Annotated in this window: 23 protein-coding genes; 14 read left to right on the top strand and 9 right to left on the bottom strand. The window is 63.5% G+C overall.

The annotated features are described in order from the left end of the window. Position 1 precedes the first annotated feature (1 nt). The 11 genes from nosD (at position 2) to ahbB (V5B40_RS05495) (ending at position 9,352) form a co-directional block, all read left to right on the top strand. Positions 2 to 1,426: a nitrous oxide reductase family maturation protein NosD gene (gene nosD, locus V5B40_RS05545; RefSeq protein WP_332353590.1), complete on the top strand. Its 1,425-nt coding sequence runs from the start codon at positions 2 to 4 to the stop codon at positions 1,424 to 1,426. Continuing rightward, positions 1,423 to 2,331 (top strand): 4Fe-4S dicluster domain-containing protein, encoded by a 909-nt coding sequence (locus tag V5B40_RS05540; protein WP_332353589.1) that lies wholly within the window; start codon positions 1,423 to 1,425, stop codon positions 2,329 to 2,331. The genes nosD and V5B40_RS05540 overlap by 4 nt, the downstream gene beginning before the upstream one ends. Continuing rightward, a complete protein-coding gene (locus tag V5B40_RS05535; RefSeq protein ID WP_332353588.1) occupies positions 2,328 to 3,290 on the top strand; it encodes a NapH/MauN family ferredoxin-type protein in 963 nt (320 codons plus the stop codon). Before V5B40_RS05540 ends, V5B40_RS05535 begins: the two co-directional genes overlap by 4 nt. A gap of 9 nt (positions 3,291 to 3,299) precedes the next feature. After that, positions 3,300 to 4,172 carry an ABC transporter ATP-binding protein gene (locus V5B40_RS05530; RefSeq protein ID WP_332353587.1) on the top strand — a complete coding sequence of 291 codons (873 nt, stop codon included), beginning with the start codon at positions 3,300 to 3,302 and terminating at the stop codon, positions 4,170 to 4,172. Between the two features lie 13 nt (positions 4,173 to 4,185). Beyond that, positions 4,186 to 4,659, top strand: a complete 474-nt coding sequence (locus V5B40_RS05525; protein ID WP_332353586.1) for a nitrous oxide reductase accessory protein NosL — start codon at positions 4,186 to 4,188, stop codon at positions 4,657 to 4,659. A gap of 18 nt (positions 4,660 to 4,677) precedes the next feature. Further along, positions 4,678 to 5,505 (top strand): ABC transporter permease, encoded by an 828-nt coding sequence (locus V5B40_RS05520; protein ID WP_332353585.1) that lies wholly within the window; start codon positions 4,678 to 4,680, stop codon positions 5,503 to 5,505. Positions 5,506 to 5,518: 13 nt separating this feature from the next. Beyond that, positions 5,519 to 6,019, top strand: a complete 501-nt coding sequence (locus V5B40_RS05515) for a TlpA family protein disulfide reductase (RefSeq protein ID WP_332353584.1) — start codon at positions 5,519 to 5,521, stop codon at positions 6,017 to 6,019. Positions 6,020 to 6,234: 215 nt separating this feature from the next. After that, complete coding sequence (locus V5B40_RS05510; RefSeq protein ID WP_332353715.1) at positions 6,235 to 7,398, top strand: cytochrome D1 domain-containing protein; 1,164 nt, start codon at positions 6,235 to 6,237, stop codon at positions 7,396 to 7,398. Positions 7,399 to 7,405: 7 nt separating this feature from the next. Continuing rightward, complete coding sequence (ahbB, locus tag V5B40_RS05505; RefSeq protein WP_332353583.1) at positions 7,406 to 8,386, top strand: siroheme decarboxylase subunit beta; 981 nt, start codon at positions 7,406 to 7,408, stop codon at positions 8,384 to 8,386. Next, positions 8,379 to 8,858, top strand: coding sequence for an Lrp/AsnC family transcriptional regulator (locus V5B40_RS05500; RefSeq protein WP_332353582.1), 480 nt, complete (start codon positions 8,379 to 8,381; stop codon positions 8,856 to 8,858). Before ahbB (V5B40_RS05505) ends, V5B40_RS05500 begins: the two co-directional genes overlap by 8 nt. Beyond that, positions 8,855 to 9,352 (top strand): siroheme decarboxylase subunit beta, encoded by a 498-nt coding sequence (ahbB, locus tag V5B40_RS05495; protein ID WP_332353581.1) that lies wholly within the window; start codon positions 8,855 to 8,857, stop codon positions 9,350 to 9,352. The genes V5B40_RS05500 and ahbB (V5B40_RS05495) overlap by 4 nt, the downstream gene beginning before the upstream one ends. A 54-nt stretch (positions 9,353 to 9,406) precedes the next feature. Here the strand turns inward: ahbB (V5B40_RS05495) and V5B40_RS05490 are convergent, their stop codons facing one another. The 3 genes from V5B40_RS05490 to V5B40_RS05480 form a co-directional block, all read right to left on the bottom strand. Continuing rightward, entirely contained in the window at positions 9,407 to 11,716 is a 2,310-nt protein-coding gene (locus tag V5B40_RS05490) for an AsmA family protein (protein WP_332353580.1), read from the bottom strand. A 15-nt stretch (positions 11,717 to 11,731) separates the two neighbouring features. Further along, a complete protein-coding gene (gene fabI, locus V5B40_RS05485; protein WP_332353579.1) occupies positions 11,732 to 12,565 on the bottom strand; it encodes an enoyl-ACP reductase FabI in 834 nt (277 codons plus the stop codon). Between the two features lie 137 nt (positions 12,566 to 12,702). Continuing rightward, entirely contained in the window at positions 12,703 to 13,479 is a 777-nt protein-coding gene (locus V5B40_RS05480) for an Lnb N-terminal periplasmic domain-containing protein (RefSeq protein ID WP_332353578.1), read from the bottom strand. A gap of 178 nt (positions 13,480 to 13,657) precedes the next feature. Here V5B40_RS05480 and V5B40_RS05475 point away from each other — a divergent pair, with 178 nt between their 5' ends. Beyond that, positions 13,658 to 15,499 carry an IS1634 family transposase gene (locus V5B40_RS05475; protein WP_332353577.1) on the top strand — a complete coding sequence of 614 codons (1,842 nt, stop codon included), beginning with the start codon at positions 13,658 to 13,660 and terminating at the stop codon, positions 15,497 to 15,499. 83 nt (positions 15,500 to 15,582) lie between these two features. On the opposite strand, the gene V5B40_RS05470 is transcribed toward V5B40_RS05475, so the two are convergent. Both V5B40_RS05470 and V5B40_RS05465 read right to left on the bottom strand, forming a co-directional pair. After that, a complete protein-coding gene (locus V5B40_RS05470) occupies positions 15,583 to 15,795 on the bottom strand; it encodes a hypothetical protein (RefSeq protein ID WP_332353576.1) in 213 nt (70 codons plus the stop codon). 102 nt (positions 15,796 to 15,897) lie between these two features. Continuing rightward, positions 15,898 to 17,172: an alpha/beta hydrolase gene (locus V5B40_RS05465; protein WP_332353575.1), complete on the bottom strand. Its 1,275-nt coding sequence runs from the start codon at positions 17,170 to 17,172 to the stop codon at positions 15,898 to 15,900. A gap of 376 nt (positions 17,173 to 17,548) precedes the next feature. On the opposite strand from V5B40_RS05465, the gene V5B40_RS05460 reads away from it, so the two are divergent. Beyond that, positions 17,549 to 17,878, top strand: coding sequence for an addiction module antidote protein (locus V5B40_RS05460; RefSeq protein ID WP_332353714.1), 330 nt, complete (start codon positions 17,549 to 17,551; stop codon positions 17,876 to 17,878). 311 nt (positions 17,879 to 18,189) lie between these two features. On the opposite strand, the gene V5B40_RS05455 is transcribed toward V5B40_RS05460, so the two are convergent. Further along, positions 18,190 to 18,585 (bottom strand): HEPN domain-containing protein, encoded by a 396-nt coding sequence (locus tag V5B40_RS05455; RefSeq protein WP_332353574.1) that lies wholly within the window; start codon positions 18,583 to 18,585, stop codon positions 18,190 to 18,192. Further along, positions 18,569 to 18,898: a nucleotidyltransferase domain-containing protein gene (locus V5B40_RS05450; protein ID WP_332353573.1), complete on the bottom strand. Its 330-nt coding sequence runs from the start codon at positions 18,896 to 18,898 to the stop codon at positions 18,569 to 18,571. Before V5B40_RS05450 ends, V5B40_RS05455 begins: the two co-directional genes overlap by 17 nt. Before the next feature lie 65 nt (positions 18,899 to 18,963). Between V5B40_RS05450 and V5B40_RS05445 the strand changes: the two genes are divergently transcribed. Further along, positions 18,964 to 19,266 carry a hypothetical protein gene (locus V5B40_RS05445; protein ID WP_332353572.1) on the top strand — a complete coding sequence of 101 codons (303 nt, stop codon included), beginning with the start codon at positions 18,964 to 18,966 and terminating at the stop codon, positions 19,264 to 19,266. On the opposite strand, the gene V5B40_RS05440 is transcribed toward V5B40_RS05445, so the two are convergent. Beyond that, positions 19,250 to 20,467, bottom strand: a complete 1,218-nt coding sequence (locus tag V5B40_RS05440; protein WP_332353571.1) for a hypothetical protein — start codon at positions 20,465 to 20,467, stop codon at positions 19,250 to 19,252. The genes V5B40_RS05445 and V5B40_RS05440 overlap by 17 nt on opposite strands. 274 nt (positions 20,468 to 20,741) lie before the next feature. Beyond that, on the bottom strand, positions 20,742 to 20,972 hold the full coding sequence (locus tag V5B40_RS25155; protein ID WP_434735832.1) for a hypothetical protein: 231 nt from the start codon (positions 20,970 to 20,972) through the stop codon (positions 20,742 to 20,744). Between the last annotated feature and the right edge of the window lie 447 nt (positions 20,973 to 21,419).

Below are 21,419 nucleotides of genomic sequence, written 5' to 3'. Positions count from 1 at the left end.
GATGTCTCGCCGCATGCTTGCGGCCGGAGTGCTTTGCGGGCTTGCTCTGGTCGTTCTTCCCTCGCCGGGTGACGCCGAGGACGCGTTGACCGCGCTGCGCCGCACGGGCAGCGTTGGCAGCGGGCGCGTGCTTGCCGATGAGCCGGTCGATAGCCGCCTGGGCGGGATGGCCGAGCCGGCCGTCGCCGGCTGGGGCGGGCTCAACGAGCAAACGCCGATCCCGACCGTGCCGCGGGTCAGCGCTCTGCCGTTCCTGCAGGAACTGATCAACGCAGCGCCTGCAGGCTCGGTACTCAAGCTCAAGCCGGGCAGGTACTCCGGCCCGGTCGTCGTCAACAAGCCCCTGACCATCGACGGCGGCGGCGAAGCGAGCATCGATGGCGGTGGCAAGGGAACGGTCTTCGTGCTGCAAGCCAACGATGCCGTCCTGCGCGATCTGCAGCTGACCAACTCCGGCGTCTCGCACGATTCGGACGATGCCTGTCTCAATGTCCGCGGCGATCGCAATGTCGTCGAGAATCTGCACATCGACGACTGCCTGTTCGGCATCGATCTGAAAATGTCGAATGATAATGTCCTGCGCGGCAACCGCATTCGCTCGAAGCCCTTCGATCTCGGCACTCGCGGTGACAGCCTGCGCCTGTGGTACAGCCACCGCAACCTGGTTGCCGACAATCTGATCGAAGATTCTCGCGACATGGTCGCCTGGTACTCGAACGAAAACCACTATCTGAACAACGTCGCACGGCGCAGTCGCTATTCGATTCACTTCATGTTTGCGGCCGACAATCTTGTCGAAGGCAACCGCTTTTACGACAACGCTGTCGGCGTCAACGTCATGTATTCCGGGGGCGGAGCGATTCGCAACAATCTTTTTTCGCACGCCAATGGCCCGACCGGCATGGCCGTCGGTTTCAAGGAAGCGTCGAGCGTCCTCGTCGAGGGTAACGAGATCCTTTACTGCGCGGTCGGCGTCGGCCTCGACATGTCGCCGTTCGAGCCGGACACGACGATCACCATTCGTGGCAACCGCATCGCCTATAACGGCATCGGGGTCAGCTTCCTGTCCGACAAGAAAGGCACCATCATCGAGAACAACTTTTTCGAGGGAAACCTGACCCAGGTGGCCATGGGCGATAGCGGCAGCGCCAGTCGCAACCTCTGGCGCGGCAACTACTGGGACGACTATCAGGGTTTCGACCGCAACCAGGACGATGTCGGCGACCGTCCGCACGAGCTCTACGCCTATACCGACCAGCTGTGGATGGAGGTGCCTTATGCGCGCTTCTTCCGTAACGCGCCGATGATGGAGACGCTCGATTTCCTTGAGCGCCTGGCGCCTTTTTCGACGCCGGTGATGTTGCTGCGCGACGAAGCGCCGGTTTTCAACAAACCCCAGGAGACCAGCAAGAGGTCTGTCAAATGAACGACAAGAAGGAAACAGAAGCGGCGGCTGACGGCACAGCGCTGCCGCCGCTTGGCGAAGCCAAGCCGGTGGTCATCAACACGCGCGCCAAGGCGCCGGTCCGCAAGCAGGCCAACCGGCGCAAGTTCATTCGCTCGACGTTCATGATCGGCGGGGTGCTCGGCCTGGCGATGCTTGGCTATCTCCCGGTGGCGAGCGCGCGGAATTCGCGCCTGCGCCCGCCCGGCGCGCTCGAGGAAAAGGATTTCCTGTCCTCGTGCATCAAGTGCGGGCAGTGTGTGCAGGTCTGCCCGGTGGCGGCGATCAAACTCGACGACATCGACCATGGCTTTGGCGTCGGCGTGCCCTATATCGATGCTCGCGACCAGGCATGCGATTTTTCCTGCGACGCCGTGCAGTGCATTCTGGCCTGTCCGACCGGGTCGCTGACCTACATCAAGCCGGCAGCGCTCAACATTCGTGCCGGCATGCCTCTGGCGCAGCCGCCGGTGCTCAAGGCCAAGGAAGACGACCCCGAGCCGACGCTTAATCTCCGCGAACGGATCGGCGTCGCCCGTCTGGCGCGCCCGGAGTCCTGCCTGGCAGTGCAGGGCAAGGGTTTCAGCGGGCAAGCGCGTGGTGCCGACTTTCGCGGCCACCTGCGCTACGTGTCGATCGATCGCTGGCAGCCGGTCCCGGTGCGTGAGCATCCCTACGAGCGCGAGCTTTGCGACCTCTGCGTCACCGAGTGTCCGATCAAGGATGCGATCCAGATGAGTGAGTCGGTTGCTGCCGACGGCAGCAAGCAGTATCGGCCAGAGGTGCTCGAGCAATGTGTCGGTTGCGGTGTCTGCGAGATGATCTGCCCGGTCGAACCGGCGGCGGCGATCGTCGTCGATCCACGCCAGCCGTGGAGCGCGTCATGAGCCAGTTCGAACAGATCCGGGTGATGTTCGGTGCGGCACCGCAAAAGCCGACCGTCGTGACGCCGGAAGCGAAACAGGTACATAGCCTGAAGCGCATGACCAAGGCCGACTTCGAGGCCATCAAGCAGCACGCCCGCGACCACGAACTGGTGACCCACAAATGGCGTAACCGGCGCTGGGCCGTCCTGATTTTCGCCAACCTCTTGTTCACTTTCTCGTTCTGGCTCGACATCCAGATTCTCGAGGGCGCGCTGACCGCCTCGCGCTTCGTCGGTTTTCATCTCATCGACCTCAATTCGGCCTTGCAGGTGATGCTGGCGCACAAGCACATCATCGTCAATCTGTTCATCGGCACGGCGACGGTCTTCGTTCTCTGGGCCTTGCTTGGCGGGCGTTCGTTCTGCTCCTGGATCTGTCCCTACCATCTGCTCGCCGAATGGTTCGAGTGGCTGCACCTGAAGCTGGTGAGCAGGAAGCTGGTCAGCGAGCACGAATTCCATCGCGGCACGCGTACGGTTTTCTGGGTGATCTTTGCCTTGTTGGCGGCGGTCAGCGGCTATACCGTTTTCGAAACCATTTCGCCGACCGGAATCCTGTCGCGAGCGCTGATCTATGGTCCGTCGCTGGCGCTTGGCTGGGTCCTGCTGCTCCTGGTTTTCGAGGTCGTCTATTCGCGCCGCGCCTGGTGCCGCTACGTCTGCCCGATCGGGCTGACCTATGGTATCGTGGGCGCCATTTCGCCGGTGCGCGTCGAGTACCGGCTGGACAAGTGCTTTCACGAAGGTGATTGCCGCAAAGTCTGCCTGGTGCCACACGTCCTCGACGTGGTGATCAAGGGTCGGGCCGCTGACATGACCACCCCGATCGGACCCGACTGCACGCGCTGTGGTCTGTGTGTCGACGTTTGCCCGAGCGGGGCGCTGGTCTTTGACGTCAAGGGCTTGAGCAAGCTGCTCTGAAAGTTGTGAATGATCCGCTTTGAAAACGTCGGTAAGGACTTCAGGAAGATTCGTGTACTCGACGGCGTCGAACTCGAGATCGCTCTCGGCGAGCGAATCGCGCTGATCGGCTCGAACGGCGCCGGCAAGACGACCTTGATTCGTTGCCTGCTCGGCGAGTATACGCATCAGGGCAGGGTGACTATCGACGGGCAGCAGCCACGCGCCGAGCGTACGCAGGTGCTCGGCAAGCTCGGTTTCGTGCCGCAGTTGCCGCCGCCGCTGAAAATGCCGGTGGGGCAACTGGTCAGTTTCGCGGCTGCCGTCTGCCGCTCGGACAGGCAGCGAATTTACGCGGTCGCCAAGCGGCTGGGACTTGACGTTGCGCCAATCCTGGCGCGGCCGTTCAACCGCCTGTCGGGTGGAATGAAGCAGAAGCTGCTGATCGCCATCGCCCTCGGCCGTGACGCGCAGGTGCTGGTGATGGACGAACCGGCGGCCAACCTCGACCCCGAGGCGCGGCACATTTTCTTTTCTCTGCTCGCCGAACGACTCGATAACACGACGATGATCATCTCCAGTCACCGCCTCGACGAGGTCGCGCCCTTGGTCAATCGCGTCGTCGAAATGGACACTGGGCGGATCGTCCTTGACGACCGCGTCGCGGAGGACTCCAAGCTCTCGGCCCTGTTCCAGGTGCACCTGACGCTGGCGCGCGCCGATGCGGCCATCGCCAAGACCTTGACGGCGTGGCAGTTTGCTGACCGCGGCAATGGTATCGAGTGGCACGGCACGGTTTCCGGGCCGGACCGATTGCGCTTCATGGGGACGGTGTCGCGCTATATTGGGCTCTTGTCGCGCATCGAGATGAACGAAGTCGACCCCGCGGTCGTCCTGCAGTGAGGTACCAACAAGCATGAAACGACGTCGTTTTCTCGCAGTCCTTCCGACTGCAGTTCTTGGCCCCTGTTTTCGCCCGCTGCTGAGCGTCGGCGCGGCCTGGTCGCTGGCTGCCTGCAGCGGCGAGCCGAGCAGCGGCCCGATCCAGATCCATTGGGATAGAGACGCCGACCCGCGCTGCGGAATGATCATCAGCGACAAGCGCTTCGCGGCACAGATTCGCGATCCTCAGGGTAAGGCCTGGAAGTTCGACGATATCGGTTGCGCGATGTTCTGGCTGTCGCAAAGAGCATTCAACGAGGAGACGCCGAACACTGAGATCTGGGTCGCCGACTATCGCATGGGTGGCTGGATCGACGCGCGCCAGGCGCATTATCTACCCGGAAAGAAAAGTCCGATGGGCTACCAGTTTGCTGCTGTCGCGCGTCCGGAAGCGGATGCGGTCTCGTACCAGGAAATGAAAGAGCGCATTCTGGCGCGCGGCAAATGAAGCGGCAAGAATGAATTCATGAATTCACTTCTCCTGACCGCCCGCCTGGACATCGTCGAATCGCTGCGCGCGCGATGGTTCCTGATTTACAGCCTCGTTTTCGGCGGCATCGTCGCGCTGCTCTTTGCCTTCGGCCTGACCGAGTCGCGCGTGCTGGGTTTCATCGGCCTGTCGCGGCTGCTGGTGACCTATATCCAGCTGACCATGGCCATCCTGCCGATTTTCGTGCTGGTCACCACCGTGCGTTCGGTGGCCGGCGACCGCGAGGCGGGCGTTTTCGAGTACCTGCTGTCGCTGCCGGTGTCGTTGTCGGCGTGGTTCTGGGGAAAGATTCTCGGGCGTTACGTGACCATCTTCCTGCCCGTTTTCGTGGCCATGTTCGGCGCCGTGCTGTGGGCGCAGGTCAGGGATATCGACGTGCCGTGGGCGATGTTCTTCTATTACACCGCTTTGCTGGCGTCGATGGCCTGGTGCTTTCTCGGCATCGGCATGTTGATCTCGACGCTGGCGCGCAGTACCGATGTCGCGCAGGGTGCCGCGTTCATCGTCTGGCTGAGCATGTTGCTGTTCCTGGACCTGATCCTGCTCGGGGTGATGATCCAGGGCCGGGTTGCTCCCGAGGTCGCCGTCGGCATCGCCTTGCTCAACCCGCTGCAGGTCTTTCGTACCGCTTCGCTGGCCATGTTCGACCCGCAACTGATCGTCCTCGGGCCGTCAGCCTACGTCATTCTCGACCTCTTCGGCAGCAGCGGCTATCGCCTCTATGCCTTGCTCTACCCGCTGGCCATCGGCTCGCTGGCCGCACTGGCCGGTTTCCTGAGCTTCCGTCGCAGCGACCTGCCTTGACCGGAACATCGTCATGAAGCGCCTGTTCACGGTCCTGCTGCTCGCCTTGTTGGCTTTTGCGGCGAGTGCCGCCGACCTGCCATCGGCGGCGCCCCTTTTTGCCTTGACCCTGCCGGCACTCGACGGACAGTCGCTGGCGCTGGCGTCCTTGCGAGGCAAGCCGCTGCTGGTCAATTTCTGGGCGCGCTGGTGCGGCCCCTGTCGCAAGGAGATTCCTGATCTTTCCGCGCTGCAGGCCAGGTACAAGGGCAGGGGGCTGGTGATCGTCGGCATTGCTGTCGAAGACGCCGACAAGCGCGACCACTTGCGCGAATTCGGCCAGGCCTACGAGATGAACTACACTGCGCTGATTGGTGGCAGCGCGGCGAGCATCGAGCTGATGAAGGCGCTGGGCAACAGCAAGGCTGGCCTGCCGTTTACCGTCGTCATTGACCGTGACGGGCGCATCCGCAGCAGCGAACTTGGCGCCATGGATCAGGCGGAGATGGAAGACGCGGTCAGGCCGATTCTCTGAGCGGCCAGGGCTCGTGTCGAGCAGTGTTACGCAGTGTTACGATAGGGGAGACGTAGAAGTGCTGCCTGAAGCACACGGCCCCGCGAGGGGATAGTTGCTCTCCCCTCGCGGGGAGAGAAGGGAGTTAAGGCGACCGACGAGGTTTGATGGTGCTCGCGGGCACACCATTTTGTTGATGCGCCGCTGGCGCTGTTTGAGTGAAGACGATGACGATGATGAGAAAGCTGTTCGCCCTGCTGTCGATTGTTCTGCTCGCCGGCTGCGCGGCGCCGCCCTTGCGTGGCACCGGCGACCTCGGGCTGGTGATCGAGCGCGCCAGTGGTCACGTCAGCCTGATCAATACCAGCGACGGCAAGCCCTACGCGCGCATCGGCGGGCTCGGTGACCTGTCGCACGCTTCGGTCGTCTACTCGCGCGACGGTCGCTACGCCTACGTCTTTGGCCGCGATGGCGGCCTGACGAAAGTCGATCTGCTCGAGGCGCGGACCGTCAAGCGCGTACTGCAGTCGGGCAATGCCATTGGCGGTTCGATCTCGCAGGATGGCCGCATCGTCGTCGCGCAGAACTACAAGCCGGGTGGCATCAAGGCGTTCGACGCGGAAACCCTGGAACTGCTCTCCGAAGTGCCGGCGGAATACGCGCCGGGGAGTTTCTCGAAAGTCGTTGGTCTGGCCGACCTTTCCGGCAACCGCTTCGCCTACGCACTCTTCGACGGCGGCGAGATCTGGGTCAGTGACTTCTCCGATCCCCGCCATCCGACCACTCAGCGCTATCCGGCGGGCGTGCAACCTTATGACGGGCTGGTGACTCCTGACGGGCGTTATTATCTGGCCGGGCTCTTCGGTGAGGATGGCGTGGCGCTGCTCGATACCTGGCAGCCGGAGAAGGGCACGCGGCGGATTCTGGGCAACTACGGGCGCGGCGAAGAGAAACTGCCGGTCTTCAAGATGCCGCATCTGCGCGGCTGGTCGATGGCGCAGGGCAAGGCCTACCTGCCGGCGGTTGGCCGGCACGAGGTGCTGGTGGTTTCCGGCAGCGATTGGCAGGAAGTCGGCCGCATCGCGGTCAAGGGACAGCCGGTGTTCGTCATGGCGCGGCCCGATGGCCGGCAGGTGTGGGTCAATTTCGCTTTTCCCGACAACGGCTGGGTTCAGGTCATCGACACCCTGAGCGGCAAGGTGGTGCAGACCCTCGAACCGGGCAAAGCGATTCTGCATATGGAGTTCACGCCACGCGGCGAGCAGGTCTGGCTGTCCGCCCGTGACGACAACAAGGTGGTGATTTACGATACCGCGACGCTGACCCAGGTCGGCGAGTTTGCGGCGCAAGCGCCGAGCGGCATTTTCTTTACCAGCCGTGCGCAGCGCACGGGATTCTGAGATCGCAATGACCGACGAGGCGCTCGACTTTCGTTTGCTGAACGACTTCCAGAGGGACTTTCCGCTTTGCCCGGCACCTTTCGCTGAAGTCGGGGAGCGCCTTGGTGTGGCTGAGAACGCCGTCCTGCGCCTGCTGGAGACGCTGCGTCGCCAGGGCAAAATCTCCCGCGTCGGCGCCGTCTTTGCGCCCAAGCGCATTGGTGCCAGCACGCTGGCGGCGATGGCTGTCGCGCCGGAGAAACTGGCCGCCGTCGCCGAGACGGTCAATCGCTTTCCGGAGGTCAACCACAACTACGAGCGCGAGCATCGCTACAACCTCTGGTTCGTTGTCACCGCCGGTTCCGAAGGTCGCCTGCAGGCAGCTTTGGGGGCCATCGAGCAGGCGGCTGGCCAGCCGCTGCTGCGCCTGCCCTTGCTGCAGGAATATCACATCGACCTCGGTTTTTCGCTCGACGGCAAAGGCAAGGAAGGCCTGCCGGCGCGGGTGCGCAGGCAGGCCTTCGTGGCACCACGGCCGCTCGACGAGTTCGAACGCCGGCTGGTGATGGCTTTGCAGGAAGGCTTGCCGCTGTTCATGCGGCCGTTTTCGGTGCTCGCCAGTCGTGTCGGTTGCGAGGAGAGCGAGGTCCTTGAACGTATCCGTCGCTGGTGCGCCGAAGGCATCATCAAGCGCTTCGGCGTCGTCGTCCGCCATTATGAACTCGGCTACACGGCCAATGCCATGCTGGTGCACGACATCCCCGACGAGGCGGTCGCCGAGATGGGCGAGCTCCTGGCCCGCGAACCGGGAGTGACCCTCTGCTATCAGCGTCCGCGGGTGCTGCCGGACTGGCCCTACAACCTGTTCTGCATGATTCACGGGCAGGTCCGCGCCGAGGTCGAGGCGAGGATCGCCGAGTTGCGCGCCCGCCTGCACCTCGAGGATTGCGCGCACGCCGTCCTCTTCTCGCTGACCCGCTTCAAGCAGGGCGGCGCGCGTTATGCCTGAGGCAGCCGGCATCGACGCCATCGATCGGGCGATCATCGACTCGCTCCAGGGCGGCTTTCCGATCTGTGAGCGGCCTTATGCCGCAGTCGCCGCGGCGCTGGGCATCAGCGAGGAGCAACTGCTCGAACGCCTGCAGGCGATGCTCGAGGCGCGCGTGCTGACCCGCTTCGGCCCGATGTTTCAGGTCGAGCGCATGGGAGGCGCTTTCGTTCTCGCCGCGATGCGCGTTCCTGAAGCCGATTGGCAGCGCGTGCTCGACGTGGTCAATGCCTTTCCGCAGGTGGCGCACAACTACCGCCGCGAAAGCGACCGCCACTGCGACTTCAACATGTGGTTTGTGCTGGCCACCGAAACGGCCGACGGCATCGCATCAGCGGTGCGCAGCATCGAGGAAGCCAGCGGTTTGCCGGTCTTCCCCTTTCCGAAGCTGCGGGAATATTTCGTCGAGATGAAGCTGGCGGTGCGCACATGAGCGGCGCCCCTGCGCGCGCGGTCGACACCATCGATCGCCGCCTGATCGTCGCCACGCAGAGCGGCTTGCCGCTCGTCGCCCGACCGTATCACCAGCTCGCGGAAGAGTTGGGCATTGCGCCGGAAGAGGTGATGGAGCGGCTGGCGAGCATGCTCGACAGTGGCGTCATCCGCCGCATCGGCGCCGTTCCCAACCACTACGCCATCGGCTACACCGCCAACGGCATGAGCGTCTGGGACGTCCCCGACGAGCGCATCGACGAACTCGGCGCGCGCATCGGCGCCCTCGATTTCGTCACCCACTGCTACCACCGTCCGCGCAAGTTGCCGGAATGGCCTTACAGCCTGTTTGCCATGGTGCATGGCAGTTCGCGCGCCGAAGTGCAGGCCAAGGTCGCCGAAATCGCCGCCCTTCTCGGCGCCGACTGCCGCGCTTACGACGTACTTTTCTCGACCAGCATTCTCAAGAAGACCGGCCTCAGGATTGGTGGCTAAAGGTGGTTGGCTGCCGTTAAAGGTGGCTCCGGCCTTCGTCCGCTGTCCGCGACCTCACTTCTTCTTGCCACCAAAGAGTCTGTCGAAAAAACGTTCCGCTTCGTCGACCAGCGCGGCGCCGATGTCGTCGCTGTGACGCCTGAGGGCATCGGCGGCGACATCGGTCAGGCTGATCGAGTAGCGCAACTCCTCCGCAGGCCCGCTGATGTGCACCGGTATCGGTAGTCCCTCCAGCGCGCGCAGCAGCTTCGAGCTTTCGGCAGGATTGGCGGCCATCATCACGCGCAGCGTGTAATCGAGCTCGCTCGACAGCAGGTCAAACTGGCCATAACCCCCGAGCGCGAGTTTTGGCGCGGCGCCATCGAGATCATCATTGCGTGCCATGCCCTCAGCCAGTTTGACGGTAGCGCTCAGATGCGACAGCCGGGTCAGTCTGGACGTGTCGATCCTGCCGGACTGGCTGCCGCCGGCGTTGAGAATGTCTTTCACCTGGTCGAGGACGTCCGCCAGGTCGATGCCGACCAGCGCCACCTCGCGCAGTGCGAAGCGTGCCGTCCCCTGTGCCGCACGGGTCAGCTCGGCGCGCGACTGGCCGCTGCTCGACAAGGCCAGGTCCACATTGCCGCGGCCTTCGAGATCGCTGCGACCGAGTGCGTCGCGGGCCAGGGCGCCGAAGTCGACATCGTTCAGCGCCAGCTTCATGCTCACCCGTGGGCCCTGTGTGTTCTGTGCGTCCGGTGCGCCCTGTGCGTCGAGGGTCAGGTCGCCGTCCGCCTGGCCACCGTAGAGGTGAGCGCTCAGCGGCGCGAGTATGGCGCGACCGTCGGCGCTGTGCACACCGGCGTGCACTGCCGCCGCCTTTATGCCGCCTGCCTGGAGCTGCGCGATCTGCAGCTGGCCGTCGAGGCGCAGCTTGTGTAAGCCTGCCAGGTCGAAAGCGGGCTCGGCCGCAGCCGAGGCCGAAGCCGGCCTGAGTGTTGGCGCCGACGCTGCAGTCCGCAGGAGGTGCGCTGCCGTGCTGCGGGGCTGGGTCTGTCCGGGCTCACTGCTTGCGGCTGGCGCGTTGGCTGCCGGCTTTGCTCCGGCGGCAGCTTTGCCTGCGAGCGGCTGGGCGAGCGGCAGGTAAGCGTCCAGATTGAGTCGATCGGCCTGCAGGTCGAAGCCGACTTCCGGCTGCGCAAAGTTCGTCAGCTCGATGCTGGCCTCGAAACGGGCATCGCTGGCCTTCGCGGCCAGCTGCAGGCTGGCGCGTTCGTGCCTGGCGTCGAGCGTCAGGGCGCCGGACAGTGGCAGGCGTGCCTGCCCTCCAGGCAAGCGCGGGTCTTCGCGGGCGATCTCGCCGTCGAAGTGCGGCAGGCTCAGCCTCTGCCCGTCGAAGGTGATCTCTTCCGCACTGGCCGCGAACGTCCAGGCGTCGGCGGCGGGCTCGCCATCGGGCTGGAGACTGACTGCGACTTGCGCGGCGCTGAAGGTTTCGCCCTGGCGGGACAAACGGCTGGCGGTGAGCGCTGCGCGCCAGGGCTGGCTGTCGCGCCTGCCGGTGAAGCCGAGCTTGAAGTCGCTGGCGGCCAGCACCGGCCGCGCACCGGTCATGTCGATGTCTACGCTGGCCGTGACTTCGATCTCGCCGAGCACTTCGGGCTGGTTCATCACCGCGACCTGCGCCTTCAGCGCCAGCGGCAGTTGCGTCTTCGCTGCCAGGCGGCCGGTTTCGAGATTGATCGCCGAGAGCACGATCGTCTTGCCGTTGACGGCATTGTGCAGGATGAGCGCAGTATCGCTGAGCAGCAGCTGGCGGATTTCCCAGCGGCTCTCGCGGCTGGCCGCCGCGCCGCTGTCGGGCACGGCCGGCGTCTGCGCTGTGCTGCGCGCCGCAGCTGCCGGGGACGGCACGGTGGCCGCGTCGCCCGCGCTGGTCCCGCTGTCCACCTCGCCGGCGCTACCGTGCTTCCCCGGAAGCGTCATCGTCGCCCGCGCTTCGCGCAGCTGCATCGACTCGATCACGACTTCCTGCCACAGCAAGGGAAGCAGGGCGACTTCGATGCGCGCCGACGAAAAGCTGAGGAACTCGGCTTCGCTGTCGCGGGCCGACAAACTGCTCGCCGGCAGGTCGATGGCCAGCCTGGGGAAGAACGACAGCGCCAGATCGCCGTTCAGGTGCAGCCTGCGGCCGCTGTGCGTCCTCACCGCTGCTTCGATCTCCGGCTTGTAGCGATTGATATCGAACAGCGCGATGGCGAGGGCCGCGGCCAGCGCCAGGAGCGCCGCTGCAGCGGCAGCGACGACCCGCAGACGCCGCCCGGCAGCTAGCGGCGGCTGCGCCGGCGCTGCGGGTAGCCTAGCACCACCGGGATCGGCGCTCAACGCCAATCCGGGTGCTCAGCCAAGGACGTGGTAGCCGCCGTCGACATAGGTGGTATCGCCGGTGATCAGCTTCGCATAGTCGGTGGCCAGGAAGGCCGTCGCCATGCCCACGTCCTCGATGCTCACCAGCACGCGCGACGGGGCGCGCGCGGCAGCTTTCTCCATCAGTTCGTCGAAGCGACCGATACCCGACGCCGCACGGGTGGCGATCGGGCCGGGCGAGATCGGGTTGACGCGAATGCCTTTGGGACCGAGTTCGGCCGCCAGGTAGCGCGAGGTCGCCTCGAGGGCTGCTTTTACCGGCCCCATCACGTTGTAGTTCTCGACGACTTTCTCGGAGCCGAAGTAGCTCATGGTGAACAGCGTGCCGCCGTTCTTCATCAGCGGTTCGGCGAGCCGGGCCATGTGGATGAAGGAATGGCAGGAGACATCCATGGCCATCAGGAAGCCTTCGCGCGAGCAGTCGGTGACGCGGCCATGCAGGTCCTCGCGCGGCGCAAAGGCAATCGAATGCAGCGCGAAGTCGAGCTGGCCCCATTCTTTCTCGATGGCCGCGAAGACGGCTTCCAGTTGTCCTTCCTCGCGCACGTCGCAAGGCAGATAGAGCGCCGGCGGAACATCGAGTGCCTGTGCCAGTGGCTCGGTGAACCTGCGCGACTTCTCGTTCAGATAAGTAATGCACAGCTCGGCGCCGAGCCCGCGAAACGCCTGCGCGCAGCCCCAGGCGATCGACTGGTCGTTGGCGATGCCGAGGACGATCCCTTTCTTGCCGGCCAGTGGCTGCTCCCCCAGGTCGCGCTGATTGCGCAGCTTTTCGAGCAGTCGGGTGTTGGTTGCTTGATCGGTCATTGCTGACTCCTTTTCGGAAAGCACGTCGTCGGCATGACAACATGCATGCTTCGTTGATCGGTATCAGCCATGATCCTACCACCGCCGGTGCTCGGCTTGCGAGCCTGCACCGGGATGAGGCGGCCAGCACAAGGCTCCTAGGGCCGCGGTGGTAGCCCCTCCCGGATCGTCCTGGAGAAGCCCTCGATGTCGCCGGCAGAACGGGCGCGCGCGGTAATGTCGCTGCGGCGCTTCAGCTCGTCGAGCCCGAATTCGTCGTTGACCGTGCCGCGTTCGTAGGCCAGGTCGACGAGCTGGCCGTTGGCGAGCAAGCGCCAGTCCAAAGAAGGACCCGAGCCCACCACCCTGGTGTGGTGCCAGATGGTGGTGGTGCAATTCTGGGTCAGGGCGTTGTACCAGCGCGCTTGCTTGGCAATGGCGTTGATCGCTTTCACGTAGTCGAGCAGCAGGGCGCGACCCTTGTCCGCCGAAGCACGGATGCGGTAGAGCTGCACCGTCTCGCCCAGGTGGTTCGTGCGTAGCCCGACGACGTCGCGCTCGTCGGCAATGACATAGTAGAGCTCGTACTGACGGAAGAAACCTTTCAGCGCGGAGTACTCCTCGCCCTTTTCCTTGCGGGTTTCGATGGATACCGCGAGATGGCCGCCGTCGGCGAACTCCCAGCTGGTGATGGTGTGACCGTAGAGGGTCGGCCCCCAGAAGGAGATCAACAGGTCGACGCCGACCAGGGTGTCGAGGTCGTAGCTGCGCGTCTCCCAGCGCTCGCTGAAATCCTGATCGCTGCGGTAGGTGAAGTTGCGGACGTTACGGATGGTCAATAGGGAGCCGTCGACGCTGGCGGTCGGCAGCCGCGCGACATCCGGCCGCCAATCACGGGTGTTGCTCGGGGCGATGCTCAGCCACCAGCCGAGCACGATCGCGAAGCATGCAAACCTCCCTTTAACACCTCGCTGTCATATTTCGGGTTTTTCTAGCCCGCGCTGATTTTAAGTCGTTGATTTGAAAGAGGCGGTTTTCCGGAGGTGAAATGTTGTGCCATAATAGTTTTGACGTTCTGGTTTTTTCCCTTGCATTTCTTGTACGATCGTGGGCATGTATATCCGACAGACACGAACGAACAACAAGGTCACCGGCGAGGGCTACTTCACCTACCGGCTGGTGCGTGGCGAACGCATCGCAGGCAAGGTCCGTCAGATCACCCTGCTGAATCTCGGGCGTAATTTCGCGATCAAGCAGGAAGACTGGCCGATACTGTGTCGTCGTATCGAACAGTTGCTACACCCCCAGGAAGCGCTGCTGCCGTTGCCATGCACAGGTCATATCGAAAGTGCGGCCCAGCGCTACGCCGGGCAGCTGATCGTGCGGGCGCCGATGAGCGACGCGTCGGCGACAGAGGCCAGCGACCCTGCCGAAAACCCGCGTCCGCCGGCGACATTCGTCGAAGTCGATGTTGACTCGCTGCAAACGATGCAGCCGCGTTCGGTCGGCGTCGAGCACGTCGGCCTGCATGCGCTGGCCGAACTGGGCATCATCGACCAGTTGCGGGAGTTGGGCGTTAATGGCGTTCTGCGGGCGTCGATTATCGGCAATTTGATCGGCAGAATGGCCCATCCGGGCTCCGAGCGGGCAACCTGGAACTGGCTGCAGACGCACAGCGCCTTGGGCGAACTGATCGACGTCGACTTCCTGTCGATGTCACACATGGGTCTTTACCGGGGTTCGGACGTCCTGATGAAGCATCGGGAGGTGATTGAAGCACGTTTGTTTGGCCGCGTTCGCACGCTCTTTGGTTTGGAAGAGACGATCACGCTCTACGACCTGACCAACACCTACTTCGAAGGCGAAGTCCCGAGCAATCGCAAGGCCAAGCGTGGCCGTTCCAAGGAGAAGCGTAGCGATTGCCCCTTGGTGACCCTTGGCCTGGTGCTCGACGGCAGTGGTTTTGTGCGCCGCTCTCAGACCTTCGAAGGGAATGTCAGCGAAGCCGGCACGCTTGCCGGCATGCTGACCGGCTTGGCCGCCCCGGCAGGGGCGCTGGTGATCATGGACGCGGGCATCGCCAGCGAAGCCAATGTCGCCTGGCTGGTCGAACACGGTTATCGCTACCTGGTCGTTCGTCGCGGGGGAACCCGGCAGTTCGATGAAACACAGGCGATCACGATCGAGACCGCCGACGAGCAACCGTTGCGCTTGCAGAAGACGCTCAGTGAAGACGGTCAAGAGCTTCAGTTGAATTGCCATTCACCGGGTCGCCAACTCAAGGAGGAGGCAATGCTCGAATCCTTCAGCCAGCGCTTCGAAGCCGGATTGCAGCAAATGCTCGATGGCCTGGCCAAACCGCGTGCCGAGAAACGCCCAGACAAATTGCTCGAACGACTCGGTCGACTGAAGCAGAAGAGTCGCGGCACCAGCCAGCATTACACGGTAAACCTGGTGACGGACGAGTCGGGCAAGCGCGTCACCGGGATCACCTGGCAGAAGGTGCCCCGCGAGGGGAGCCAGGCGACACACCCAGGCGTTTATTGCTTGCGTACCAATCAACTCGACTGGGATGAAGAGCGGCTCTGGCGCACCTATACTCTGCTGACTGACCTGGAAAGTGTGTTTCGCAGCCTGAAGAGCGAGCTGGGCTTGCGCCCGATCTACCATCACAAGGAAGATCGCGCCGACGGCCATCTGTTCATTACCGTGTTGGCTTACCAGTGCGTGCAGTTCCTTCGCGTCAAGCTGAAGGCGGCTGGCATTCACGACAGTTGGACGACTTTGCGCGAGACCCTCTCGATGCAGTGCCGGACGACGACGACTTTCCGCCAGCGCGATGGCCGCACGCTCCATGTCCGCAAGGCCACCAACGCCGAGCCAGAGCAAATGGCCATCTATCGCGCCTTGGGCATCCACTCACAACCCGGAGGACTCCGAAAACTGATCGCCTGACAGCACATTACGCGCTTGTTGTGCCATTAGAAATTCATTTGCCCTGCAAGCAATTGATTATGCAAGAGGTTTTTTGGGGTAGGTTAAACAGGGGCAAAGATGGCGAGCACGGCCTTCGACCAGGGAGGCAGCAGCACCGCCGCCAGGCCGGCGATCAGCACAATTGCGCCGACAAGCGCGCCGGCGAGCACGCGCGACTCGGGACCATCGATCCACAGCGCCGCGCCCGCCCAGAGGATCGCTATCGCCAAGGCCAGAGAAATGACCAAGCGCAGGATGACGCGACTCAGGCGCATGAGGAATCTCTCTCCTTCATCGCGCGAGCACGAGAAACAACCTGCCGCGAGAAGGGATGTTCATCGTTTCCAAACCTCGGATATCCATCAATGAGGTGATACCTATTTCCCGTCGTCACCATTGACCGGGAACACCCAGCTTACCCGTCCCGTCTTGATCAGCTCGCGGCCCGGCTCTCCCAACTGCTTGCCATAACGGATCAATTCGATCAGATCGGAACTGACCTCCGGACTGGTCGTGAAGTAGGAATGCCCGAACCGGTCGGTGCGCTCGCCTTCGTAGGAGATCAGGTCGATGCGTCCGGTCATCTCGAAGTGGCGCTGAATAGGCTCGGGGATGTCCTCGGGGCGCAGTTGGCCGACTCTGTGGCGGCTGCGGAACAAGAGCTGGGAGACACGCAGCGCCCGGTCCTCGGGCGACGCATAGATGGTCAAGCGGCCCTTCAGCACGCGCGGTATTCGCCCCTCCGGCCACACCGTAGCCAGATCCGGGTCCGAAAGATAACTGGTGATCTCCTGCCCGGCGATGTCCACGTCGATGTCCGGTGAGAGCAGCACCAGGTTGTCGATCTTGGTCAGATCGGCCGGTTCCTTGCCGGCGGCCAGGGCCTCGTTCGCAAGTTCGCGCACGGCCCTCAGGGTCAGGGCAGTGCCACGGCTATGGGCCAGGATCTGCAGTCCTTCCACCCCGGGAGTCGTCGCCAGCATGCGGATGCTCTTCTTGAGATGCTCGACCGCGTACTCGGCGGACTCGGTGGTGGTGGTGTAGGAGGTCAGGAAGTTTCCGCGTGACGAGGCGGGCCAGGTGAAGAAGGTGCATACCTGCTCCCGGCCCAGGAAGTGGCACAGCTCGGCGGCGGTGTAGGCGGCGGTGGCAAAGGTCTCGTTGAAGCCGTGCACGTAGAGCAGGATCTCTTTCTTGGGAGCTTGCGCGAGCCGGCGCTGGACCTCGTCCTGAAAAGCGGCCTTGCTTTCGAAGTGGCGCGCGAGCTCGGCACGGTCGCGCAGGATCTTCCCGCCGGGGCCCCTGGAAATCTGATACGGCTCCCGAGGGAAGGCCCCCAGTTCCTGTACCTGGCCCAGCTCCAGATTGACCTCACGCGTACGCTCGGCGAGCTGGCTCTGCTCGCGCAAGGTCTCCCAGTCCAGCGACGGCACCACCCGCACCAGAGCCGTGCCGTAGGCGATGCGCCGGCCGCGTTCCTGGCCGTAGGGCAAGGGACCTGCGTCTTTGCCTTGTTCGGCAATCTCGGCGGCTGTCGGTGGGGCACGGTCGGTGATGAACAGCAGGTCCACGTCCGGGCTCTGCCGGGCCGCCGGGGATGGATCGAAAACGGGCTGGCGATCCGGACGCTGGTACAGGGTCGGGGTCGGCATCAGTTGGCGTGCGCTGGTGGCGCAGCCGCCGATCAGGAGGGCGGACAGGACTGTGGCGAGCGTTCTGACGAGTATCTGTCGCATCTTGTTGGGAGCTGAAATCTGGGGCGAGGGTGAGCGTGCATGTTACCTCAACGGTTTGGCGATGGCTTTGCCGGTGGGCAATCGCAGCCCTTCTCGGTTCGTGGCCAGCAGCAAAAAGTTCTATGCTTCGCTCTTGCGCTTTGCCGTCTGGAATCGAAACATGCTGATCTGCACTGCGAGCCACCGTTTTTTCCGCATTGCTCCTGCTCTTGGCAGGCGGCGACAAGTCGACACAAACCAAGGACATTGCCAAGGCCTTGGAGCTGAAGCGAAACTTTATGGAGTAGAGGTCATGGCCAAAAAATCTGCAAGAAAGCCACCGAAGACGAAGGTAAGGCCGTACGACATTGCGGAACATCTGCGCACACCGCAAGAAATGGCCGCGTATCTCGACGCATGGCTTGAAGAAGCGTCTGAAGATGCGCCGGGAATTGCACGCGCGCTCGGAGACATCGCGCGCGCGAAGGGCATGTCGCAAGTTGCCAAAGATGCAGGCCTAAGCCGCGAGAGCCTCTATCGTGCACTGAGTGCTGAGGGCAACCCAAGCTTCGCCACAGTCCTCAAGGTTGCCAAGGCGCTTGGCGTACGGCTTCATGTAGAAGCTGCACCGAGTGGCGTCTAACCCGTCTCAACCCGTTGTTCAAGCGGACCTGCCTACGGCACGCCGCTTACCTCCAACGAGTGCGCCGGGCATGGCGCGTTACTTCATAGGTGGCAGTCCTATGGCCAGTTTTTCGCAGAGCCGAAGGCAAGGAGAAGGGCAAGGGCGTCGTCGTGCGGCGGGGTCTGGAAGAAGCCCAAGCCAACAACCGGGGCGGGGTCAGCTCTTGACTTTTGCCCAAGGCGCGGGCAAAGGCCTGATCCCCAAAAGTGTGTGTGACCGCAAAAAACATGACTCCACAAACGACCCACTCAACCGGGCAGCAATATGGCTCATTGTCTGGTCGCCTCGATCAAGGCTTTCGCCCACTGGAATACGGATTCCGCGAGAAGGCCGGCCGCTTCGGTGGTGAGCAGGGCGATGGTTTCTTCGTTATAGCGAAAATCCACCGCGAAAGGCGTGAGCCGTCGCAAATCCCTCGCGGGAGCGGGCAGGCCGATACCGCTCGCTGTCACGAGCAAGCCGAGTTCTTCCAGGTTGTGAGTGCGCGGAAAGGTCGCACGATGCGCGGTCAGGACAGCCTTCAGCGCCTTTTCCACGCTCTGCTGGGCATGGAAGCAGGTGGCGGCCAGGGAAGCATCCGGATGGGCGGCGAGGATTCGGTAGGTTTGCAGATCGCGCTGAGCAAGGCGCAGCAGCCGGTGGGCTTCCTCAATGAAGGGCGTCATGCAGCACCTGACCTTCGCTGCGTGCCTCGAACAACACCGTGCCGGGAACCTGGCCACGCCGCTCGTATTCACTCAGCGGGTAAATCAGCAAGTCCAGGCCAACCCCTGGAGCGACCCGGCCGACGGCATCCATCAGGCGCATGTATTCCGCCGCCCTATCCGGCACCTCACGTTCGATGACCATCAGGTCAAGGTCAGAACCTTCATCGGCCGTGCCGCGCGCGTAGGACCCGAACAGGATGACGCGGGCGGGTGAGGTAGCGGCAGCGACCAGTCTGGCGGTGGCTGCACGTATGGTCTCCATGTCGATCATCGTTGGCCTTCCTGCGGAAAGTCGGCGCCAGTTTGGTGGATGGTAGGGGGGACCGAAGCAAGCAAGTGAAGGAAATCCGCCGCCAACGCGAGAAGTATGTGCGCTTGGCTCAACTGCGGTCAACCCTGAGCCTTGTCCAGAGTGGTATGAGCCTGACCGAAGATGTCGGCGAAGGACGAAACGGGTCGATCAGCCTGAAGATGGTGATCAACATGAACGAAACACAGCTTCGCACGATCGAGCAGATCGAACAATTCCCACGCGGTAGCGGGAATTTATTTCCGAGACGAGCCCTTCTTCAGCAGACTCTTGTGCAGCATCTGTGCGCTGCTGGCCCGCGGCGATGGCGGCTCACTTCGAAATGGTGATCGGCAGGTCGACGCCCTTGACCTCGCCGACGGCGGTCTGGAAGAGGTCGCCGAGCATGGCGAACGTGGCGCGGTCCCATTGCGTGTCGCCGACACTGTAGGCGCGTCCCGCGAAGTCGATGGAGGCGATGGTCGTTGCCGGCGCTGTCTCGGAAATGTCGATGTGCAGGGCCGAGCGGGGGTTCTCCGGGGTTGGCCCGGTGCGTGGGTCGGGAGCGACGTCGAACTCCGGAACCGCACGCGCGCCGTTGGCGACGAAGGCCAGCATCTGCAACATGCTGCGCAGCTTGATCGCGCCGCGGATGGCGAAATCGCCGCCGGGGCCGTCCGCTCGGACATCGAGGAAGACGAAGCCGCGCGGGTTGCGCTTGATGCGCTCGTTGAGCTCGAAACGCGCCTGATTGCTGAGCGACATCGGGTCGACGTTCATCACCACGACGCGCCCGGCCTGAAAGCGCGTCAATTGGTAGCTGCCGTCGGCGTTCTGTCGCCACTGCAGGCCCTCTTTGTCGGCATTGATGACGTCCGCCGCGTTCGGTGCTGCCTTTAGCGGCGGTGCTATCGGTTCCGCGAAGACCAGTGTTCGGACGAACAGCTGGCGGTTGTCGTTCAGCCAGCGCAGGTGGGTGGCGATGCGGCGGAACTCGGCGTACTCCTGCGGCAGCGCCGGGTCGTTGGCGATGAAGCGCACGAAGCTGCTGTCGGCGTTCTGGACTTCGATGCCCGACGCCAGGAGTCGCGTCACGCGGTCGATGGCGCCGCCCTGGAAAACCAGGAACTCGAAGGATTGGTCCTTGAACGGCGTCAGAATGCGCTCGGTGAAGGCCTGCCCGGAGAGCGGATGAATACTGAAAGTCGGGTTCTCGGAGGCGCCGCTGCCGACGTTCAGGCCAAGGAAGCTGTCGCCCGAGCTGCGCCGCCATTCGCCGCCGATACCGAGCGTCGTCGTCCAGTTGAAGGTCGCGGCAATGGTCGAGGTCGAAGTGAAATGTACCGGCATGCCGTTGTCGGTGCGGGCGATGTTGAGCAGCAGCAGCTTCTGGTCGAGGCGGCTGGTGACTTCATCGTAGCCGAGTACCTGGCGCTCCAGCACCGGCGGGCCGGCACAGCCGGCGATGGCCAGTGCCAGCAGGGCTGGGGCGGCGCTGCGCGCCATGGCGACGAGGCCAGAAGCGTCGGGACGTCGATAGGGGAATTTCATGGCGATGCTCTCCTCGGTAGCTTCGGGCGGGCGCGATGGCGCCGCTGCGGGGTGCCGCATGCAGAGCGGCAGGGCGGCTGCGCTCAGGCGCCAGCCGCCCGGTGTGATCCTTTCGGCGGATAGTCCAGGGTATTCATGATCTGCGCACGATAGTCGTCCGAAAAATCCGAGAACGGAAGATTCTGCGCCGCGGCCCACTCGCGTACCTTCGCTTCGGACGACCGCTGGCGTTCGCGGTCGAGGCCGCTATCGCGCCATTGTCAGCGGGCCTTTTCTAGTCTGCAAGCTTTGCGGGGCAAGTCAATTGATCCCGGACGCTGCCTTTCGGAGCAGGACCGACGGGAGCAAATTGCGCGCGGGATGGAGAGGCGGCGGGGCTTGTCGCCGACAGTGTCGTGCCGGTATAGCCCGGCAAGGGATCCGCGTTGCCGAGCGCCGTCGTGCTCAGCCCCCCGTCGACGCACATGATCTCGCCGGTAATGGCCCTGGCCAGGTCGGAAAGCATTCGAGCGCCTGGCCAGCTGGGCCGGAGCGACGGAGGTCGGCGGTAGGGAGCGCGTGCGCAAGTCCCTTGCCCAGACAAGCATCAGATTATCGTCGCGTCGCCAGCCTGCGAAGCGCGTGCGCGAGGCTTCCTGCTCGATGCGCAAGCCCGCGTGCTCGATGCGCAAGCCCTTGTGCTCTTCGGGCAAGCCTTTGATCCGCGTTCGTCAGCTCGATGAGTGCCGCGGCGAAGCTTTTTGCTCGATCGGCGCCTCGGCGAACTGCCCCGGCAAGGCTCCGAGCTTCCAGGGCAAGGCTCTGCGCTTCACCGGTAAGGCAAAAAGCCGTTCCCGCAAGTCTTTTTGCTCGGCGCGCAAAGCATCGAGGTTTGCACCGCAAGGCGTTGATCCTTGCGCGCGAAGTGCGAAGCCTTGCGCGCAAGCTCGCGAAGCTTGTACTAGCTGCCGTT

Source organism: Candidatus Accumulibacter meliphilus (assembly GCF_036625345.1).
Taxonomy (GTDB): Bacteria; Pseudomonadota; Gammaproteobacteria; order Burkholderiales; family Rhodocyclaceae; genus Accumulibacter; species Accumulibacter meliphilus.
The sequence above is the reverse complement of the archived record's forward strand: the minus strand, read 5'-3'. Positions and strand labels throughout refer to the sequence as shown.